Below are 18,667 nucleotides of genomic sequence, written 5' to 3' on the forward strand. Positions count from 1 at the left end.
CTCGAACTGCCTGCGGGTGGCGTTCGAATTGAGTGGCGAAGCTGGTGAAGGCATGGAGGCGATGGTGATCGTCGCGGAACCCTATTCTCGATAGCAGGCCAGGGTCGCAACGAGCAGAGGAGTCAGGAGCGTGGCCCGTAGGGAACAGGAGCCGGCCGGGCCACTCGCAGTGGAAGGGTGCTGCATCTAGTATTCCCGCTCGAACAGATGAATGACCGCCCCACCCATATTCGAAAATTGACCGGAGCTGCTTGAGCTGCACGAACAACGGCCGCAGCAGTGCCATTCATCAAAGTTCGAACTTTAGCGTCTCACGAGGTGCGCTGCATCAGTGGCCGGTCATCGGTGGTGCTTTCGAGTGGAGTAAGAAGCGCTGCTGCGCTTCTCGTCCCCGAACCGTACGTGCACCTTTCAGCGCATAGGCAACGAGCGACAGGCTAACGAAGGGGACAAAGCCACCGAATACTCCCGTTCCGATGTGGTAGGGAAAGGGCGAACGCCGCATTATCGAAGGCCATGGCCAGTGGCAAAGCTCTCACGGATCGGGCTCTTTGCGGTCTTTCCACCCTTGCGTAGTTCCTCAAACACCGGCGACTCGCTCAGCTTGAGGCGCAAATAAAGGGACAGGACGATCAAAACCGATGACAGCTGGACGGAATTCTCCAGCCCCACTGCTTGAAGAGTACTTCGCCGAGCGACAGCCGGCACGCAAGCACGACGACGATCGCCAGAAAAAAGCCGACGGTTGCCGTTGTCTGGATAAAGCTCGTGAAGAACCCGCGCCGGTTTGCCGGTGCGTGTTCTACAACGTAAACGGCGGCGCCACCGTATTCTCCCCCGATCGCCAATCCCTGGATTAGCCGAAGGACCACAAGAGCGATCGGCGCGAAATACCCGGCGGTCTCGAAAGTTGGCAAGACGCCGACGAGCGTAGTCGCAATGCCCATCAGAATAAGCGTCATCAAAACGTATTCTTGCGTCCCACGCGATCGCCGATGCTGCCGAACAGCAGGGCTCCTAATGGGCACACGACGAAACCTGTGGCAAAGGTTGCGACGCTGATCAGAACAGCTGCTGTCGGTTCATTGGCAGGGTAGAAGACGGTCGAGAAAAAGATCGCCAGACTCCCGTAAAGATAGAACGTCATACCATTCTATGACCCTGCCTGCGCTTGATGCGAGAACGACGGTCCAGATGCCAGGGTTTGCGGACGGACTCGTCCCTTTCTTGTAGCTGTTGCATACTGCAGCCCCGTTTATTTTTGAAAGCAGTCGGTCCTGTCTTCAGGCCGTTATAAATCAGCTCCCGATGCGCTGATCGAACGCGTAGAGACCAAGCCTTTCGCTTGCCTCGCGCAAGGTTCGGCGGACGATGTCCTTCGCCGACGGCAGATCATTGATGAGGCCCACCGCCTCACCGACAGTCACGTTGGCCGTGTCATAGTCACCAGAGACCCAAGCCGCCTCGACTTTCGACAGTTCTTCGGAATGCAGCGCGCGCAGCTCGTCTTCCCGGCCGTGCCATTTGTCGATGAAGCCGTTTTTGAGCAAACGACCGGTGTATCCTTTGGGCCAGGCCTTCTTGCGGACGATATCGTAGACGGAGGTGCGGATGGTTTCGTCCCCGGTCGCGGCGACTACCTTGTCCTTGGCCGCCGGATGAATCAGCGACTCGCGAGTAGCCCAAAACCTGGTCCCCATGAGGACGCCGTCGGCGCCAAGCATCAGCGAAGCGGCCAGTCCTCTGCCGTCGGCGATGCCGCCCGCCGCCACGACAATGACCGAAGGGGCGATCTTTGCCACGAGGTCCGCGACCGCGGGTACGAAGGGCATGGTTGACCGTGCCACCAAGCCATGGCCGCCGGCTTCGGTACCCTGAACGATGAGAACGTCGGCGCCGACATCAATCGCGCGCCGGGCGTGTTCGAGGGTGTGGACCATGCAAATCAGCGGGACGCCGGCCTGTTTGACCCGTGCCGCGAGCTTCGCTGGATCGGAAAACGAAAGCATCATCGCGGATGGACGCTCCGCAAGCGCACGGTCAAACAGCTCAAGGTCGGTTTCGACCGCCCAGGTGATGAACCCACAGCCCACGCGCTCATTGGTGATCAAGGCTGCTTCCGTTTCGTACCACTGGCGATCGGCATATCCGCCGCCCAAAAGGCCCAAACCGCCGGCGTCGGCGACCGCGGATGCAAGCGCACCACCCGCGGCCGGGGTCATCGGGGCAAGGATGATTGGATTCTCGATTTTGAAAAATTTTGTCAGACGCGTTCGTATCGTCATCGTACTTCTCCAGTTTGAGGAATGTTCCCGGTAAGTTTTCTTTGACGCTATTGTGACGCTTGACTTAAGACAAATGATTAGATCAGATATTTTTCATCTGAAAAGGAGATGGCTGATGAACAGCGTCGACCTCAAGTTTTTCCAGGCGGTGGTGCGGGCAAACAGTATCGGAGGGGCGGCCGGTGCGCTGAACACGGTGCAATCCAATGTCACCGCGAGAATAAAATCGCTCGAGGAAGAGATCGGCGTACTGCTTTTTCACCGTTCGCGCCGGGGGGTGACGCTGACAGCTACCGGCATCCAGCTTGTTCCTTATGCCGATCGTGTGGGAGAACTTCTGGACGAAGCCAAGCGCGTCGTCACGGATCGCGGAACGCCGAGCGGGGTGCTCAGGATCGGCTCGATGGAAACCACCGCCGCGCAACGCCTGCCGCCGATCCTGATCCGCTATGCTGCAGACTATCCTGACGTGGATGTGCAGGTCGAGGCTGGCCCGACAGAACAACTCGTCGGCGAAGTGGTCGCAAGGAAACTGGATGGTGCTTTCGTGTCCGGCCCCATCGCCCATCCCGAACTGGAGAGCATCCCGATCGTCGAAGAGGAGTTGGTGGTGATCTCCTCACCGCGGATCCGCGACCTAGCAGATTTGAAAGCGATGGCTGGATCACCTGCTCTAAAGGTTCTCGCGTTTCGATCGGGCTGTTCTTATCGGCGACGCATGGATGGCTTCCTGGCGAGGTGGGGTGTCACAAACGTCCGATGGATGGAACTCGGAACGATGGACGGAATCGTCGGCTGTGTCGCCGCCGGGGTCGGGGTGGCGATGTTGCCTCGTGCCGTTGTCCAGGACGCGGCAGACTCCGGGCAGGTCATCGTGCATCAGCTTTCTGACAATCTCCGACTGGCGACCACTGTTTTCGTGACGCGAAGCAATGAGTATCTCTCCGCGGCGCTTCAGTCGTTCATGACAGTTGCGTCTGAGGCGCATTCAAGGCCTGCTCAGGCAAAGCCGGTGCCAATTCGGCAGTTGCAGAATGCGTGAGGCGGGCTTGGGTCCAGTACATTATAGGGACACGGATATACGGTAGCGATTATCGGCGAAGATTTTCGATACCGAGTTCGGCCCAGATCCACCGGAATCATAGGTCGCCATGGGGTCGTTGGGGTCAGGCTGGCTTGAAGAACGGTTTTCAAGGTATTTGAGCATTCGGCGGCCTTCTCGCGACCCTCGGCGGTTTTGATGGCCTCGCGCGGGGAAATATTTCCCAGCATTCCAACGGGCTGATCGAGGGTTTCGCGATACTGCTTTTCCAAAAACTCATGAATGACTTCTGTCGCGATTTCGCTTGGCAGCTCCGGACCAGCCGTATCCTTGTCACGGACGGGCCTTTCGGCCATCATTTGCTCGACGGTACGGATTTCGGTGAGGGGCCTTCCAACCAGATCGTTCAGCCCCCTGACCCGGTCGTGGAAGGAGAAGCTCAGGCGCTGGACCTTCTCATAGAAGGCCAGCCGCAGTTCATAGCCGGTCCGGTGGCGCCGACGGCCTCGCCACAGTAGTTCTGCGCATAGTGAGGAGGCCGCGCAGGATGCTGACGACGAGCAGCGTAAGCGCCGTGTTCCACAGCGCGTGCTCTGCCGCAGGACCTACGCGCAAGCTTAGTTGCGCATAGGAGTATATAGCTGCGCATAGACTTGAAAACTGCGCGCAGGATCGCTTAAATTGCGCATAGAGTGTTATGCGCACAGAGCTCGGAGGACGACCTCGAGGTTCTTGCCTAGGCCTCTGCCGGTTGGGTGGTTCCATTCAAGCGTCACCGACCTGTTGCCGTCGCGCTAGTTTGTCAAAGCGCCTTTTCGGCAAGGAAACGCGCGATCTCGATTTGCATGGAATCCATCGATCTCCCCTCAATCGATCACCAAGGCGATCAGCGTCGACCGTCTAGCGAGGCGCATACGCGCGGTTGCAAGAGCTTGCCAGCACGTTCAACGCAATCTATATTCTGTTCAACGCAGGAGGTCCAGATGGTTGCTCAGATACGCTCTGCTGCGAAAAATGAAGCAAAGGCCGCGCTGACGCGCAACAAGCTCGTCCTCGATCAGGCTAAAGCCGTCGGCCTCTTGGGTACAGCGAAGAATACCCGTTTATCTGGCCGCGTGCCCTCGGAGTTAATCGAGGCGGCCAAGAAGCGTGCCCATGTCACCTCGGACACGGAGCTCTTGGAATTGGCGCTATCGCGACTGGCTCTCGAAGATGATTTCGGTGCCCGACTGGTCGGCCGCAAGGGCAGCATTCCGTCGGATATCGATCTTGGGGTTTGATCTCTCCGAAACACTCCGATCGCTAAAGCCCCAGAAACATGTCGGAACGCTGGAGCGCAGGGCCGACTGCGATCTCCCATGGGCCGCTGACGAACCAACAATCGGGGGACCGCTTTTCCTCGATACTAGCGTATATCTGGACGTGCTGCAGGGGCGGTCCCCGGTTGAAGTCGATACGCTGCTTACATATCGTCTATGCCACCATTCGGCTGTCAGTCTGTCCGAGCTAACCCATATCTTCGGTCGGCTGGACCCGAAGCATGCTTCTACTAAAGCCGTTCTCGAAACGATTGAAGCGACCGTAGAAGACATTCCCGCCCATCGTCTTCATTCGCCAGACGCATCCATTTGGGGGCATGCCGGGGTGCTGGCGGGCATGCTCTCTCGGCTGAGCAATCTTCCCAAAGGGGAGGGGCACGAGCGCCGCTTCGTCAATGATGCGCTGATTTTCCTACAGGCGCGGCAGTTGGGTGCAAGCGTGCTGACCGGAAATGTCCGCGACTTCGATTTCCTTGCGCAGATAATACCGACCGACCGGATCATCCTTTATCGAACGCTGCCGGGGCCGCGATCGCCATGATCGCTGCGGTTGTCATCTACCGGAAGCTTCAAGACGGGCACGCGCCAGTCGATCTGTCGAAGTGCCTCAAGTTTTTTGCGGGCGCTTTGGCGGGACGAAGAACGATACGGAGCGTCAGGTGATCATCCTCAATTCGGCTTGGGAGATGATCGATGGAATGGTCAATTGGGCGGTGTTCGTGAAGACCGACCGGGCTGACCGTCGAAACTTATGTTTCAGACCAGCGGACAAGCGCGGCTCTTTGTTATTCTGCTCGGTGACTTCCTCTCGGAAATTAGGGGCGAGCCGATCCCGCTTGGCCTCAAGCCGGCGCCGAGCAACGTGCGCCCGTCCGACCTGACATTTCTGTTTCATCTGCGGCAAGTCTGCGCCTGTCCGCAGCTCGGGCGCAGAAACGGGCGGGCTGTCGACAGCAGTCGAGGCATTCGCAAGCTGGCTGGAGGGGGAGTTCACTGCCACAGGTGTCAACCGGCATCCGATCGACAACCATTCGAAGAAGGCTTCGACAGCGAGGTACGCACATCCCGGAGACATCGACCGCAGAGTTCCCGATGTATAGTTACTACGTGCCGCCGACGATCTCAACGCGGCAACCCTTCCTCGTGAGCCGATGTTATTGTGCGAGTTTCGCAGACCGGGTGGTCATGTCGCCTAAGACAGCATGGAGAAGCCTTCCGACTTCCCGTTCGGCGAGCCCCGGTGCAATTCCTGATTCGGACAGTTGGACGAGAATTGTCTTGGCGGTGCTGCGCCAGAAGGCGTTTGCGTCTTCCCGATTCTTGGATTCCAAAACCCGGGCAATCCCCTCCACCAATTTCCGCCGCCGTTGCAGGGGAAACGCGCTTATGTTTGAATCAGCCATAGATCATCTTGCCCTTCAAACCCCGCGAATTTTTTTGGACATCCAGGAATCGCTCGCCTGAACCGGCTAACGCGCTGAAAACCGCTCCGCGGGCCTCATTCGCCCACCGAACCGGACTTCTTCCCCTGCGAAGGCCTCACATGGGGAGAAGGAAGGCGAAATGGGTCCTGGGCTCATCCTTCGCCCCCAGCGGCGGGCCGACGATCATAATGGCCGGCTCGGGCGAAAGCAGCTTCTTGGCCGCTGCCTTGACCTGGTCGAAGCGCGGCCTGTTGACCGCGAGCCGAACCAGCTCGAAAGCGGCGTTCTGCTGCTCGGACAGCATGCGCATCGAGCCATAAATGCGGTCGCGCTGCGCCTTAAAGCTCATCTTGGCGCCGGCATCGTCGAGCTTCACCTGGAAGGCATCGCTGTCGAGATCGCCGGCGCCCTCGGCGAACAGGGCGCTCATCAGATTGGCGAGGCCTCCCTTGCCGGCCGGGTCCTGCGTGGTGCCGCCGTCGAAGACGAAGTGAATGGCGATGATCGGCGTCGTGTGATCCTCCACCACCCAAGCATTGATGCCCTCTTCAGACTTCACCTCCCAGATCGTCATCGGTCACACCGTCCTTGACGATGCGGCGTCTTGTCCGGTCGCTGCATCCGCAGCACCGTCGCGCACGTCATCGAAGCTCCGTTGAACGATCGCAAGGTGCGTCGGGACAAGAGGAAGCCCGGCGGCGCCTAGTCGGGGACATATGAGCCACAGCCGCGCCGTGAGCGAGGCTTTCAATCGCCTCGTCGACCGTCATCCCGACCAATGTCCTTCCTGCCGGGCCAGCCTGTCGAACGGTCTTCCCGCCGAACCGCCAGCCAGCACCACAAGACCGACCTTCCCGCGATCAGGCCCTTGATCGAGGGCGGTTCGTTGCCCGTCCCGCGGCACGCTGGTCGTCGCGGCCGTGCCGGACGCGGCGAAGGGGATGTCCGCCGATTGGCAGGGTCTGGTCAAGGCGACCAACAACGAATGCGAACGGGCGCTCAGACACGCCGTCGTTCAGCGAAAGGTCACCAACCGGCTATCGCACATCTGGGCTGCACGGGGCGAGCCGAGATTTGAATCGTCGTCGACACCACGCGTCTCATCCCGGGCGCGAACGTCTTCAAAATCATCCTTCAAACCGTCAGCGGCTGATATCGTGATACGTGAACCGGCCACCTTGATCTTGCGGGCCTCTCTTCGGGCGCGCCTCTATCGGGACATCGAGGTGTCGAGTTCGAGCCGGCTAGCGGATCTGGCCGAAGCCATCGTGGCGGCATATGGCTTCGTCCATGCCTATGGCTTCTAGTCAGAGAGGTGCTTCAGATGACCGACACCGACAAAGGCGATAGGCCGTCTCGGTCGACCACGATTCTGTCGGGATCCCGACAGAAAGGCTGGGCTCCACCCAAAGCTTGTTTCATTTCGCCTGCGTAGTCCAATGCGATCCGAAAGTTCAGGTTCGAGCAGTTTTCGGTCAACCAAGTGTCCAATATGGTTTGGGGTCATCGGCCGTTGGGGCGTCTCCATCAGCCGCGACCGCGACGACCTCAAGTCCGCTGTCATTGTATTTCTCCTGCAGCTGCATCAGATGTGGAATCGCGTGCACACATGGTCCGCACCACGTTCACCAACATTCGACGATGTACGTTGCCGGGCCGAAAGGCTCGTGATGGGCTCGCCACGCAGCCAGGTTTCCACCTGAATCGAAGGAGCCGAGGACTCCGTCTGCATACCATGCTGATCTCCAAAGCTATGCCAAAAGTAGCGCCACTTCATGAGCGACGGCACACGGGTTCGAGGGCAGGAGACAGCACCGCTTGCCTCGCGCGTCTGCGTGCACTCAGCCCTCACTCATGTTGCCGAATCTGAATGTGCAATGGCCGTGCCAAAGCACTCAGCGCCCAGGAGCCATAACCACGCTGTGAAAACCTCCACAGTGCCCAGATGGCTCGTCGTAATGAACCTGACATTTTTGCCAAATCTTGATCCTGAACCTGACATTTTGTCTGCCGCTGTCAGGCTTTGGACAGGCACCACGGAAAGCAGCACCATCTCGGTATCGTGTGCGAAAACGCATGTTAGAGTTGCCTAGATTGAGCCGGGATGCTCTCATAGAGGGTTGCCCCAGCGGTTTCGTCAGTGCAGATCGGGGCGGAGATTAGCGGCGCCAAAGGTTCGAGCGATTATTGGATGCTGGCGTTTCTGTTTGCGTAATGACTTCAATAAAGGGCATGCGTTTCCTCATCTGTGATCGGGCAGCCGGCTTGGATCCGCGCCAGAGAAAAGGGCGGCATCACTGCCGCCCCCTTCCGAGATTGTTGAGGTGCGTGGACCTTAAAAATCCATGCCGCCCATGCCGCCCATGCCGCCGCCGCCCATGCCGCCCGGCATGCCGCCGCCGGCCGAGTCCTTCTTCGGAGCTTCGGCGATCATGGCTTCGGTGGTGACCAGCAGGCCGGCGACCGAGGCCGCGTCCTGGAGAGCCGTGCGCACGACCTTCATCGGATCGACGATGCCCATGGCGATCATGTCGCCATATTCGCCGGTCTGGGCGTTGAAGCCGAAGGTCGCGCCCTTGTTGTCGAGGATCTTGCCGGCGACGATCGAAGCTTCGGCGCCTGCATTCGCAGCGATCTGGCGGGCCGGAGCCTGCAGGGCGCGACGAACGATGGCGATGCCGGCCGTCTGGTCGGCATTGGCGCCGGTGACGGTGATGGCCAGCGAAGCGCGGAGCAGGGCGACGCCGCCGCCGGGCACGATGCCTTCTTCAACGGCCGCGCGGGTCGCATTGAGAGCGTCGTCGACGCGATCCTTCTTCTCCTTGACTTCGATTTCGGTGGCACCGCCGACGCGGATGACGGCAACGCCGCCGGCCAGCTTGGCCAGCCGCTCCTGCAGCTTCTCCTTGTCGTAGTCCGAGGTGGTCTCCTCGATCTGCTGCTTGATCTGGGCGACGCGGCCCTGGATCTCGGCCTTCTTGCCGGCGCCGTCGACGATGGTGGTGTTCTCCTTGGAGATCGACACCTTCTTGGCGCGGCCGAGCATGTTGATGCCGACATTCTCGAGCTTGATGCCGAGGTCTTCGGAGATCACCTGACCGCCGGTCAGGATCGCGATGTCCTCAAGCATGGCCTTGCGGCGATCGCCGAAGCCCGGCGCCTTGACGGCGGCGATCTTCAGGCCGCCACGCAGCTTGTTGACGACCAGCGTCGCGAGAGCCTCACCCTCGACGTCCTCGGAGATGATGAGGAGCGGCTTGGAGGTCTGGACGACAGCCTCGAGGATCGGCAGCATGGCCTGCAGGTTCGAGAGCTTCTTCTCGTGCAGGAGGATGTAGGCGTCCTCGAGTTCGGCGACCATCTTGTCCGGATTGGTGACGAAATAGGGCGACTGATAGCCGCGGTCGAACTGCATGCCCTCGACGACTTCGAGCTCGGTCTCGGCGGTCTTGGCTTCCTCGACGGTGATGACGCCCTCATTGCCGACCTTCTGCATCGCTTCCGCGATCATGGCGCCGACCGAAGTATCGCCGTTGCCGGCAATGGTTCCGACCTGGGCAACCTCTTCCGAGGTCTTGATCTTCTTGGCGTTCTTGGTGAGGTGGGCGACGACTTCGGTCACGGCCAGATCGATGCCGCGCTTCAGGTCCATCGGGTTCATGCCGGCGGCAACGGCCTTGTGGCCTTCCTGCACGATCGACTGGGCCAGAACGGTCGCGGTCGTGGTGCCGTCGCCGGCAATGTCGTTGGTCTTCGAAGCAACTTCGCGGACCATCTGCGCGCCCATGTTCTCGAACTTGTCCTCAAGCTCGATTTCCTTGGCGACGGTGACGCCGTCCTTGGTGATGCGCGGTGCGCCGAACGACTTGTCGATGACGACGTTGCGGCCCTTCGGGCCGAGCGTCACCTTCACCGCGTCGGCGAGGATGTTGATGCCGTGCAGCATGCGCTCACGGGCGTCACGGGAGAATTTTACTTCCTTGGCCATTTTTTAGCTCCGAAGGTCTGTGGAAGAGGCGAAATGGGTTTCGGCGGTCAGAACGATGCCCATGATGTCGGATTCCTTCATGATCAGAAGGTCTTCGCCATTGAGCTTCACTTCGGTGCCGGACCACTTGCCGAACAGGATGCGGTCGCCCGCCTTCACGTCGAGCGGAACAAGCTTGCCCGCCTCGTCGCGGGCGCCGGAGCCGACGGCGATGATCTCGCCTTCCTGCGGCTTTTCCTTTGCGGTATCGGGGATGATGATCCCGCCGGCGGTCTTCGCTTCGGACTCGACGCGGCGAACGACCACGCGGTCATGCAGCGGCCGGAAATTCGACTTTGCCATTTTTGGTGTCCCTGGTGCGGATGTTGAACGGTTCTCCGTTGCCGGAGCGTGCGAGTGCTAACCTCGCGCTGAGATAGGCGGTCGGCTGCGTCCCCATATTCCCCGCCTGTTGGAGCAGGCGGATCGGTGGGCGGCGCCGAGCTGAATGAGTAACCTTCTTCATGTTGCCAAGCCTTACTCCAGTGCCATCTTTGACGGGGTCCGGGAGACCCGCAGCTGCAATATGTTTTGGTGAGGTGATCAGGGACGTCTTCTCCGTGGTCGTTCAGGTGTTTGCGGATGGCGAGGCTGGGCTGGCCGCATGGGCCGGCCTATTGCACAGCCACGCCAGGGAAATGGACGAATTGGCCAGTAAGCCTTTCCGATTATCGCCCCTCTTTAGGTTCCTCCTTGGCCGCCGCTTGGACCTTTTGGGAGGAATCGTTTCGCGGAGCCGCACACAGATCGCCGTAACAAACCTTCTCATCCTTGTAGTTGGCCAGGGCCTGCAGCAACTCCGGTAGAAGGTACTGTTTCAGGTCGTGCGCGATCGGCTCCGGACCGTCCAGCGACTTCAGTGTCAACTCGATCAACTCGATGGCGCGATCTTTGTTGCCGCTCTCATGATAGTAACGAGCGATCGCTGGATAGGGCAGGAACTTACATTGGTCGCTTTGCGGGGGATTGAGTGCCAGGATGTGTTCGGACAGCTCCTTGCCCATCGCCAGGCGCTCAGCAGACGGAAAGTGCGAATGGTCAAAGTTCGGAGAGAAGAGTTCGTCTAGCGCCACAATCATCCAATTCTCGGAGTTTCTGTTGATCGCGTCGCGAACGAATTGGCGCATGACGGGCAAGCCGGCCTGCATGTCGCGCATTTTGTGAAGCAGCAGAGTCAACTGAAACTGGCGGAAACGGAGGTTGTCCGGCATCAAGGCGATGCCTTCTTCGATCGCCGAGCGCGCCGTCTTCCAATCCTCGGCCTCCACTGCCGCCCGAAATGTATCATTGATCGGCTTCGTCAGCGCTTGTTCGCGCGCTTTGGTTTCGCCTTTCGCGATCCGCTCCCTGTCGGCGGCTTTCGCTTTGTCGCTGGCGCGCCAGCTGCCATTGAGCACCTTCGGCAAAACCTCATCGAGTTTTGTCGGTTGACCGATAAACGCGATGTGGCCGTCTCGGTCGACCACGAAACTGGTCGGAATCCAGAAAGAAAAGCTGGGCTCCATCCAAAGCTTGTCCATTTCGCCTGTGGAGTCGAACGCCATCCGAAAGTTCAGATTCGAGAACTTTTCGGTCAACCAAGCGTCCAGCTTGCTTCGGGCCTCATCGGTCGTTGGAGCGTCTTCATATGCCGCGACTCCGACGATCTCAAGTCCGCTCTCCCTGTGTTTCTCCTGCAGCTGCATCAGATGGGGCATCGCGTCCACACATGGGCCGCACGAAGTTCTCCAAAATTCGACGATATACACTTTTCCGGGCTCGAAGCTGGTGAGCGGCTCGCCACGCAGCCAGGTTTCCACTTGAATCGAAGGGGCCGGGGACTCGATCTGCAGGACCACAGCGTTTGGCATGAGTTGGTTTCTTTCCTAGAGAGGCACACCGGTTCGCGAGAGAGGCCTCTCTTATTCCTAGGGGTCGCAAGGGTCATGCCAGCGCGCATAGTGCAGGAATGCTTTGAAAAACCTCCGCAGTGCCCAAGGTGGCCGGTGTCATGAACCTGACATTTTTACCAATGTTTGTTCTGAACCTGTCAGATCGTCTGCCGCTGTCAGGTTTTGGACACGCTTCGCGCCAGTTCGAAAAGCGTGGCCCGTCCACACGGTCCCGAAGCGCCAAGGCCATAAGGACGCGTGCGGCACGCAGCCTCTGCCCGTCTTCCCTAGGCCGTTCGCCTCATCAAGGGCAAACCGGCATGCGAAACGCTGCCTGCATGGACAAGCCGTCCGAAGCTCCAGTCCATCCAGAATAGCATTGGCCGGGCAAGTGACAAACTGGCGAACACCCTTCACGCGTGCCGCGCATGACAGCGCCGGCCAACGAGCGCGCAAGGAACCCGTCAAAGCTTCCTCAGCAGCGCTCCGCCGATCGAGTACCCCGCCCCGAAGGCGCAGAGCAGGCCGTAATCGCCGGCCTTCATGTCCTCGTGATTTTCCTTGAACGCGACGATCGCACCGGCCGCCGCCGTGTTGCCGAGCCGCTCCAGCACCATCGGCGCGCGATCATGGCCGACATCGTGGCCGAAAGAGAGCTTCAGGATCATGGCGTTCATGCGCGCATTGGCCTGGTGCAGCCAGAACCGCCTGATCCCATGCGGCGTCAGGCCGTGCTCTGCGAGAAAATCGACGATGAAACGGTGGCCGGCCACCGTCACTTCCTTGAACACCTTGTTGCCGACCTGCTTGATCATGTTGCCGCGCATGTCGATCGCGGAGGTGTCCTCCTGCCCGGCCCGCAGCAGGAAGCCGAGATTGGTGCGGATATTGTTGGAAAACTGCGTCCAGCCGCGCGTGTCGAGCACCTCGAACTTGCCCGGCCGCGTCTCGCCTTCCTCCAGCGCCTCCACCACCATAGCCGTCGAGGCGTCGCCGAAGATGAAATGCGTCTGCCGGTCGCGGAAGTTCAAATGCCCGGTGATGATCTCGGGCGTCACCACCAGCACCCGCTTTTGCCCACCCGCCCGCACCAGGTTGGACGCTACATGCAGCCCCGCTGCCGCCGACGAGCAGCCGAGGCCCAGGTCGAAGGCCGCGCCCTTGATGCCGAGCGCGTTCTGGATCTCGATGCCGATCGCCGGATAGGGCCGCTGGTGATGCGAGGCCGCGCAGATGACGAGATCGATGTCTTCTGGGCCAAGCCCGGCATCGTCGAGCGCGCGCCGCGCCGACGCCACGCCGAACTCCGCCATCACCGACAGCTCGTCGTCGCCGCGCGGGGGATGCGCGGCGTCATCCGCTCGGGATCCAGAATCCCGTCCAGCACCAGAACGTGGCGCTTTTTCACCCCCGACGCATAGACGATGAAGTCGGTGTCCGACTTCGCCAGCTTCTCCTCGCCGGTGATCTCGCGGCGCGCGTTTTCGGCGTCCACCCAAATGTTGAAGCTGCCGACGAGTTCCTCATTGGTGATCGAGGCCTCGGGGATGACGACGCCGACGCCGCTGATGATGACGCGATGCATGCTGCTAAACGATCCCCGTGCGGTTGCCGCGACCTGCGCGTTGCAATAGATAGTGGACGGCGTTGGCTTGAGGGCTTTGGAAAGACACGGCCGCCAATCACCTGGGCTTCGCCCAAGTCTCTCTGCTCTCCGGCGAGCAGTCTCTCGCGTTCCCAGCGGCGCACCGCAGGGATGTGCTGTGCAGCATTTTCATAGATCGGCAAAATTAATTGTTTGGATAAGACCGATCCATGTCCCAAATGGTTGGGGAGCCGTAGACGAAGTGGTTTGCGCGAGACGTCCAGCCATGCGCCAGTGTGTTGAGCGGTGCAGCAGAGGTTGCATAGCCAGCAGCGTTGCGAACGGACATCGTGTTTCAGGAAGTTCTCTAGTCGCCTTCGTTAATGGGCTCTCTCCTCGTTGGTGCAGCGCCTGCCGGGCTCAGGGTTCTCTCCGGGGTGGATCGCAAGGATCGCCGCATGTTTGCGTTGGAACGGGTGGGGCGAAGTGGTGTTCGCGGTTTTGTAGGACCGCATGCGTGGGAGCGATCTCGTCCGCGCAGCGTCCCGGCAAGGACGCGTCTCGGGAACTGGAGTTGATCGGGAATCGAAAGCTCCTTGCGACGGCGTGGCGGAAACGGCTCAGTCGTCTTCCATGGCGTGGAGGATGACGGCAAGCTTGCGCGCCACCGCAACCTTCGCCTTCTTGAAGCCGGCGCGCCCTTGGCAGGCCGCAGGCCCCAGGCCTTCAGGGAAGAGAAGCCAATTTGCCGCGTCAGGATGACGTTGGCCGCTTCATAGAGATGGTCCGCGTCAGCTTGTCGCCGCGCTTCGAGATGCGGCCGTTTCTGCTGATTTCGCCGGATTCGTAGCGCCTGGATGTGAGGCCGAGATAGGCGCCGGCGCTGGAGGATCGGCGGAAGCGGGAAGCATCGTCATAGGTCGGGGCCACCGAAAGCGCGATCACAGCGCCGACACCGGGTGCGGTCATGAACAGCCGGGCCATGGCATTCTGGTTCGCGGCCGCGCGAGCGCGCGCGTCGAGCGCCCTGATCCGCTCGATGATGGATCCGCTCAACGATGGATCGGCGGGCCTCGATCATCGTCTCGACGATTGCTCTGATCTCAGGCGCTGCCGTCAACCCACCGGAGACGATTTCCTCGGCACGACGGGCAAAGCCGCCGAGCTTCTTCCCGAACATGATGCCGAAGGTCTTCAAGAGCCCACGGATCTCGTTCTCGATCTTGCCGCGGATGCCGACCAGGAGATCGCGTGCTGACAGCAGCGCCCGCACGACATAGGCGCCGTGGCTCTTGATGCGGACTTTCCTGAACCATCCGGTTCGCACAATCTGGGCCAGACCGGCCGCGTCATGACGATCCGTCTTGTTCGGCATCATGGAGAGGGCGGCGCTTGCGTGGCGCGCATCGAGACACACGATCGGCAATCCTCGAGCGGTCCCACGATCCAGCTCATGACACTCCTCCAAAAACATCCCGAACTTCTAGACGATTTGCGGTAACGGTCTTTGCCCGGCGGTTCGGGTTCAACGATGATGCTTTCCGTCCTTCCGAGCCGATGCGCTAGCGGCCGGCTAGCCGGCCGCCTCATCAGCCAGGCGCCATCGGGCGTCACGAGGCCAAGTCGGCGGGCCCGGTCCAGCAGTGCCTTGACGGACGACGCCTGCCACTGACGGCCGCCGCGCGGCGTGCGTTCGTGCATACGCTCCAGTTGGGCGGCGATATCCCGCAGCGACAGCTCCGGATCGGCAATGGCGATCCCGGCGACCAGGGTCATCAGGCGATCCTCCGGTGCGCGTCGTGCCGATCGTTTGATCAGCGCCGACGCGGCGATGCGCTCCCGCACCAGCCGGTGCACGGCGCGGCGCAGGCGCTCGATCGTCCAGCTGTGGCCCTTGCTGTTGAGAACGCGCACGACATCATCCCAGCTGTGCTGCGGCCGCATCCGGCGCACCGTCGGCAGCCAGAGTTGGGCCGAGGTGATGAGCTCGTCGAGATAGAGGCGGTCGCGCGCCGCCAACACCGCCCGGATCGCCTCCGGCCGGCGTTCGCGCAGCCCCGGATTGCCGGGAAGCTTGCCGCGCGCCATGGCCGCCTTCATGCCCGCCTTGGTGCGCTCGGCGATCAGTGCGCGCTCGAGCTGCGCTACGGCCCCGAGCACCTGCAGCGAGAACATACCCTGCGGCGTGGAGGTGTCGATCGGATCGCGCAGCGAGCGAAAATGGGCACCGCGCTCCTCCAGCCGTTCGATGACCTCGAGCAGATGGCTGACTGAGCGGGCGAGGCGATCGAGACGGACGACGACAAGCACGTCGCCGGCGGCGATGTCGCGCATCAGTTTCGCCAGCCCCGGCCGCGAGCGCGAGGCGCCGGAGCCATGCTCCTGATGGATCAGGCGGCAGCCGACCGCCTTGAGTTCGTCGACCCGGGCGTCGGTCGCCTGATCCTCGGTCGAGACACGGGCATAGGCAATGAGGCGGCGGATCGGGAGAGCTGTCGGTTGGGCGCGCATTTGGTTGATTTCGAGGGTGTCTTTAAGGCGTTTGTAAACATAAGGAACGCGCCAGAAAACGAACGGTTGAAGGCGTCGTCTCGGTGGATCGGCCATGACTCTGCCCATCGCTGGCTCATATATAACCCATTGGGTTATAGTAAGCGTATGCAGACCGTCGCCGAGACAAGCAGGCGGCGGAGCTGTTTAGCGACGATGAGCGGAAGGAACTGATCGACTTTCTCGCTGCAAATCCGCAGGTCGGCGATGAGATTCCAGGTACCGGTGGCGTTCGAAAGATGCGGTTCGGCTCCAAGGGCAAGGGTAAGCGCGGTGGCGCAAGGGTCATCTACTACTGGTACAGCGATGACGCACCGACCTACGCGCTGTTGGCATACGGCAAGAATGAAAAGATCGATCTGAAACCGGACGAGGCAAAGGCGGTTGCAGCCTTCGCCAAGGCGATCAAGGCAGCGAACAGGAGCAGGACATGAGCGAGATGACAAAATTCGGCGCTGATCTGATCCAGTCTATGTCGGAAGCTCTGGCTCGCGCGCAGGGTAAGGACGTTCCCGGTATCAAGTTGCACAGCGTCGATGTTGGCGCGGTCGACGCCAAAGCCATCCGCAAGAAGCTCGACCTGACACAGGATGAGATGGCGACCGTGCTGGGAACCAGCCCATCCGGCTACAAGAAGTGGGAGCAGGGCAAGCGGCAGCCAAGCGGCGCAGCCCGTACACTGCTTCGCGTCATGGACCGGGAGCCTGAGGCGGTGCTGCGTGCTCTATCGCCCAATGATACCGAGGCCAATGTCCACAACAAAACTCCTGCAGCCGCGCACTGAGCAGGGGAGGGAGGGCCTCTTTCAGAGCCCCGACGCCTTGGTGAGATTGACCCGGAACCGATCGCCGCGGCGCTGGTATTTGCGGGTCATCTCGGCCGACGCGTGGCCGAGATGCTTCTGGACGTAGCGTTCGTCGACCTCGGCTGAGGAGGCGAGGCCGGCGCGCAGCGAATGGCCGGCAAACAGCTTTTGCCGTTCGCTTTCCGAAAGATCGCCGTGCGCGCCGGCCGCCAGCGCCGCGCGTTTGACCAGCCGCGCCACCTCCTGGTCGTTGAGCCGCTCGGCGCCAACCGCCTTGCCCTGGCCGGTGACCCGCCGGAACAGCGGCCCGTGTGCGATGCGGCCGAGTTTCAGCCAGGTCTGCAGCGCCACGACAGGGCAGGTAGCATCCGATGAACCACGGCCGATCTCGACCTCGCGCCAGCCGGTTTTGCCCCGCAGCGTCAACAGCACGCCTTTGTCCGGGAAAAATTCAATCCAGCCCGAAGAATCCTCGGTCTGGTCGCGGCCGACGTCGAGACCGACGAGTTCGGAGCGTCTGAGGCCACCGGCGAAGCCGAGCAGCAGCATGGCCCGGTCGGGCAGTCCGCGCAGCGTGCCGCGCTCGAGTGTCTCCAGCATGGCAATCAGGTCTTCGGGCAGCACCGCCTCCTTTTGCCGGGGCCGGGCGGCGTGCTCGTTGCGGATGCCGGCCATGACGGTGGCGATGTGACGGTCTTTTCTGCCCAGTGGCTGTCCGCGCTGCGTATAATTCCAGGAGAGCGAGGAAAGCCGGTGCTCGATCGTCGAGACCGAGGTGGGCTTCTTGTCGCCGGTCGCCGTGCCGGAGGCGCAGGCGGTGATGTAGAGGCCGACGATTTGCGGATCAGGCGGCAGCACCTCTAGATTCTGGCGACGCGCCCAGGCGCAAAAATGCTTCTTCGACGGGCTCACGCTTCAAGCCATTCTGAGCTTTCTTCATCACCTGAAGACGAAGGAGACTGACGAAGGCGGCAACGGCTATGACGGCGCGGCGCCAGCCGCGCCCTTATTCACTTCAGTTGTTCATGGTGCAAAACGGGAGTGACATTCATGGCGGCAAGTAACAAGCGGCTCATGAAAGCGAGCGAAGTTCCGGCGTTTGTTGATTCGATCATCAAGGCAGGCTCCGAGATCTGCGCCATCGGCCATCACGGATACCCGTGGCGCGCCCAGCCATCCCCAGACCCAGGGCAAGATCGAGCGCTGGCATCAGACGCTGAAGAACCGCATTCTGCTCGAAAACTACTTCCTGCCGGGCGATCTCGACAGGCAGATCGCCGCCTTCGTCGAGCACTACAATCACCGGCGCTACCACGAGAGTCTCGACAACCTCACCCCGGCCGACGTCTACTGCGGACGCGGCCAGACCATTTTGTTGCAACGAGAAAGGATCAAGCGAAAGACCATCGAACAACGGCGCCTGCGACACCGCAGAGACGCCGCTCAAATGACAACCGCGATGCGCCAGAGCCTCCGCTAAATCAGAGCGCCAGTTGTCTCAAATTCCCTGACGACGGACACTGTCCGGCGTCAGCACCAATGAGATAAAATCGGCTTAACTGAGATAGTAGGATTATGGCTCATCGTAGCCCTTCAAAGGAGCGAAGATGAACAGAAAGCCGGGACACCGAAGCCGTATGCTGAGACGGTCATCAAGGACATTGCCGCGTTGTATTTAAAGGTGAGACTTCTCGCCTAATGATATCAAGCCCTTAGCCTTGCACAAGCGATCTCGGCTATCTCAATTTGTGCGACTGGT

Annotated in this window: 17 protein-coding genes and 5 pseudogenes; 8 read left to right on the top strand and 14 right to left on the bottom strand. The window is 60.8% G+C overall.

Annotated features, from left to right (window positions below; genetic code table 11):
- Nucleotides 1-632 precede the first annotated feature (632 nt).
- The 3 genes from ACG873_RS02365 to ACG873_RS02375 all read right to left on the bottom strand — a co-directional run bounded on the left by ACG873_RS02365 (nucleotide 633) and on the right by ACG873_RS02375 (nucleotide 2,285).
- A complete protein-coding gene (locus ACG873_RS02365; RefSeq protein ID WP_394890224.1) occupies nucleotides 633-962 on the bottom strand; it encodes an MFS transporter in 330 nt (109 codons plus the stop codon).
- A complete protein-coding gene (locus tag ACG873_RS02370; RefSeq protein WP_394890226.1) occupies nucleotides 962-1,147 on the bottom strand; it encodes a hypothetical protein in 186 nt (61 codons plus the stop codon). The genes ACG873_RS02365 and ACG873_RS02370 overlap by 1 nt, the downstream gene beginning before the upstream one ends.
- Before the next feature lie 151 nt (nucleotides 1,148-1,298).
- Nucleotides 1,299-2,285 (bottom strand): NAD(P)H-dependent flavin oxidoreductase, encoded by a 987-nt coding sequence (locus tag ACG873_RS02375; RefSeq protein WP_394890228.1) that lies wholly within the window; start codon nucleotides 2,283-2,285, stop codon nucleotides 1,299-1,301.
- 115 nt (nucleotides 2,286-2,400) lie between these two features.
- On the opposite strand from ACG873_RS02375, the gene ACG873_RS02380 reads away from it, so the two are divergent.
- Complete coding sequence (locus tag ACG873_RS02380; RefSeq protein ID WP_394890230.1) at nucleotides 2,401-3,327, top strand: LysR family transcriptional regulator; 927 nt, start codon at nucleotides 2,401-2,403, stop codon at nucleotides 3,325-3,327.
- 415 nt (nucleotides 3,328-3,742) lie between these two features.
- On the opposite strand, the pseudogene ACG873_RS02385 reads toward ACG873_RS02380, so the two are convergent.
- Nucleotides 3,743-4,092 (bottom strand): annotated as a pseudogene (locus tag ACG873_RS02385) (ABC transporter transmembrane domain-containing protein); the annotation flags it as partial.
- A gap of 218 nt (nucleotides 4,093-4,310) precedes the next feature.
- Here ACG873_RS02385 and ACG873_RS02390 point away from each other — a divergent pair.
- Together ACG873_RS02390 and ACG873_RS02395 are read left to right on the top strand one after the other, a co-directional pair.
- Nucleotides 4,311-4,607, top strand: coding sequence for a hypothetical protein (locus ACG873_RS02390; RefSeq protein ID WP_394890232.1), 297 nt, complete (start codon nucleotides 4,311-4,313; stop codon nucleotides 4,605-4,607).
- A complete protein-coding gene (locus ACG873_RS02395) occupies nucleotides 4,597-5,187 on the top strand; it encodes a type II toxin-antitoxin system VapC family toxin (RefSeq protein WP_394890234.1) in 591 nt (196 codons plus the stop codon). Before ACG873_RS02390 ends, ACG873_RS02395 begins: the two co-directional genes overlap by 11 nt.
- Nucleotides 5,188-5,800: 613 nt before the next feature.
- Here ACG873_RS02395 and ACG873_RS02400 read toward each other — a convergent pair.
- Together ACG873_RS02400 and ACG873_RS02405 are read right to left on the bottom strand one after the other, a co-directional pair.
- Entirely contained in the window at nucleotides 5,801-6,049 is a 249-nt protein-coding gene (locus ACG873_RS02400) for a DUF6074 family protein (RefSeq protein ID WP_394890235.1), read from the bottom strand.
- A 253-nt stretch (nucleotides 6,050-6,302) separates the two neighbouring features.
- Nucleotides 6,303-6,644: pseudogene (locus tag ACG873_RS02405) on the bottom strand (insulinase family protein); the annotation flags it as partial.
- Nucleotides 6,645-7,227: 583 nt separating this feature from the next.
- Between ACG873_RS02405 and ACG873_RS02410 the strand changes: the two are divergent.
- Nucleotides 7,228-7,377 carry a hypothetical protein gene (locus ACG873_RS02410; RefSeq protein ID WP_394890238.1) on the top strand — a complete coding sequence of 50 codons (150 nt, stop codon included), beginning with the start codon at nucleotides 7,228-7,230 and terminating at the stop codon, nucleotides 7,375-7,377.
- Between the two features lie 168 nt (nucleotides 7,378-7,545).
- Here the strand turns inward: ACG873_RS02410 and ACG873_RS02415 are convergent, their stop codons facing one another.
- The 6 genes and pseudogenes from ACG873_RS02415 to ACG873_RS02440 all read right to left on the bottom strand — a co-directional run bounded on the left by ACG873_RS02415 (nucleotide 7,546) and on the right by ACG873_RS02440 (nucleotide 14,609).
- A complete protein-coding gene (locus ACG873_RS02415) occupies nucleotides 7,546-7,656 on the bottom strand; it encodes a hypothetical protein (RefSeq protein WP_394890240.1) in 111 nt (36 codons plus the stop codon).
- A 749-nt stretch (nucleotides 7,657-8,405) separates the two neighbouring features.
- Entirely contained in the window at nucleotides 8,406-10,058 is a 1,653-nt protein-coding gene (groL, locus tag ACG873_RS02420; RefSeq protein ID WP_394890242.1) for a chaperonin GroEL, read from the bottom strand.
- 3 nt (nucleotides 10,059-10,061) lie between these two features.
- Nucleotides 10,062-10,400, bottom strand: a complete 339-nt coding sequence (groES, locus tag ACG873_RS02425; RefSeq protein WP_394890244.1) for a co-chaperone GroES — start codon at nucleotides 10,398-10,400, stop codon at nucleotides 10,062-10,064.
- 365 nt (nucleotides 10,401-10,765) lie between these two features.
- On the bottom strand, nucleotides 10,766-11,947 hold the full coding sequence (locus ACG873_RS02430; protein ID WP_394890246.1) for a TlpA disulfide reductase family protein: 1,182 nt from the start codon (nucleotides 11,945-11,947) through the stop codon (nucleotides 10,766-10,768).
- 485 nt (nucleotides 11,948-12,432) lie between these two features.
- Nucleotides 12,433-13,553, bottom strand: a pseudogene (locus ACG873_RS02435) (beta-ketoacyl-ACP synthase III).
- Between the two features lie 753 nt (nucleotides 13,554-14,306).
- Nucleotides 14,307-14,609: a transposase gene (locus ACG873_RS02440; RefSeq protein WP_394890247.1), complete on the bottom strand. Its 303-nt coding sequence runs from the start codon at nucleotides 14,607-14,609 to the stop codon at nucleotides 14,307-14,309.
- Here ACG873_RS02440 and ACG873_RS02445 point away from each other — a divergent pair.
- On the top strand, nucleotides 14,593-14,811 hold the full coding sequence (locus ACG873_RS02445) for a hypothetical protein (RefSeq protein WP_394890248.1): 219 nt from the start codon (nucleotides 14,593-14,595) through the stop codon (nucleotides 14,809-14,811). The genes ACG873_RS02440 and ACG873_RS02445 overlap by 17 nt on opposite strands.
- A gap of 353 nt (nucleotides 14,812-15,164) precedes the next feature.
- Here the strand turns inward: ACG873_RS02445 and ACG873_RS02450 are convergent.
- Nucleotides 15,165-16,064: pseudogene (locus ACG873_RS02450) on the bottom strand (recombinase family protein); the annotation flags it as partial.
- Nucleotides 16,065-16,342: 278 nt separating this feature from the next.
- On the opposite strand from ACG873_RS02450, the gene ACG873_RS02455 reads away from it, so the two are divergent.
- Entirely contained in the window at nucleotides 16,343-16,537 is a 195-nt protein-coding gene (locus ACG873_RS02455; protein WP_394890250.1) for a hypothetical protein, read from the top strand.
- On the top strand, nucleotides 16,534-16,887 hold the full coding sequence (locus tag ACG873_RS02460; RefSeq protein ID WP_394890251.1) for a helix-turn-helix domain-containing protein: 354 nt from the start codon (nucleotides 16,534-16,536) through the stop codon (nucleotides 16,885-16,887). Before ACG873_RS02455 ends, ACG873_RS02460 begins: the two co-directional genes overlap by 4 nt.
- Before the next feature lie 21 nt (nucleotides 16,888-16,908).
- Here ACG873_RS02460 and ACG873_RS02465 read toward each other — a convergent pair whose 3' ends face one another.
- Complete coding sequence (locus ACG873_RS02465) at nucleotides 16,909-17,820, bottom strand: site-specific integrase (RefSeq protein WP_394890252.1); 912 nt, start codon at nucleotides 17,818-17,820, stop codon at nucleotides 16,909-16,911.
- A 247-nt stretch (nucleotides 17,821-18,067) separates the two neighbouring features.
- Here ACG873_RS02465 and ACG873_RS02470 point away from each other — a divergent pair.
- Nucleotides 18,068-18,388: pseudogene (locus ACG873_RS02470) on the top strand (integrase core domain-containing protein); the annotation flags it as partial.
- Between the last annotated feature and the right edge of the window lie 279 nt (nucleotides 18,389-18,667).

It is taken from the genome of Allomesorhizobium aridi (assembly GCF_043769475.1).
GTDB lineage: Bacteria > Pseudomonadota > Alphaproteobacteria > Rhizobiales > Rhizobiaceae > Allomesorhizobium.

Coding starts and splice junctions, on each gene's coding strand:
- groL (WP_394890242.1), bottom strand. CDS start 10,058: ATGGCCAAGGAAGTAAAATTCTCCCGTGACGCCCGTGAGCGCATGCTG.
- ACG873_RS02445 (WP_394890248.1), top strand. CDS start 14,593: ATGATGGATCCGCTCAACGATGGATCGGCGGGCCTCGATCATCGTCTC.
- ACG873_RS02370 (WP_394890226.1), bottom strand. CDS start 1,147: ATGACGTTCTATCTTTACGGGAGTCTGGCGATCTTTTTCTCGACCGTC.
- ACG873_RS02380 (WP_394890230.1), top strand. CDS start 2,401: ATGAACAGCGTCGACCTCAAGTTTTTCCAGGCGGTGGTGCGGGCAAAC.
- ACG873_RS02430 (WP_394890246.1), bottom strand. CDS start 11,947: ATGCCAAACGCTGTGGTCCTGCAGATCGAGTCCCCGGCCCCTTCGATT.
- groES (WP_394890244.1), bottom strand. CDS start 10,400: ATGGCAAAGTCGAATTTCCGGCCGCTGCATGACCGCGTGGTCGTTCGC.
- ACG873_RS02390 (WP_394890232.1), top strand. CDS start 4,311: ATGGTTGCTCAGATACGCTCTGCTGCGAAAAATGAAGCAAAGGCCGCG.
- ACG873_RS02375 (WP_394890228.1), bottom strand. CDS start 2,285: ATGACGATACGAACGCGTCTGACAAAATTTTTCAAAATCGAGAATCCA.
- ACG873_RS02365 (WP_394890224.1), bottom strand. CDS start 962: ATGACGCTTATTCTGATGGGCATTGCGACTACGCTCGTCGGCGTCTTG.
- ACG873_RS02400 (WP_394890235.1), bottom strand. CDS start 6,049: ATGGCTGATTCAAACATAAGCGCGTTTCCCCTGCAACGGCGGCGGAAA.
- ACG873_RS02455 (WP_394890250.1), top strand. CDS start 16,343: ATGCGGTTCGGCTCCAAGGGCAAGGGTAAGCGCGGTGGCGCAAGGGTC.
- ACG873_RS02415 (WP_394890240.1), bottom strand. CDS start 7,656: ATGCAGCTGCAGGAGAAATACAATGACAGCGGACTTGAGGTCGTCGCG.
- ACG873_RS02460 (WP_394890251.1), top strand. CDS start 16,534: ATGAGCGAGATGACAAAATTCGGCGCTGATCTGATCCAGTCTATGTCG.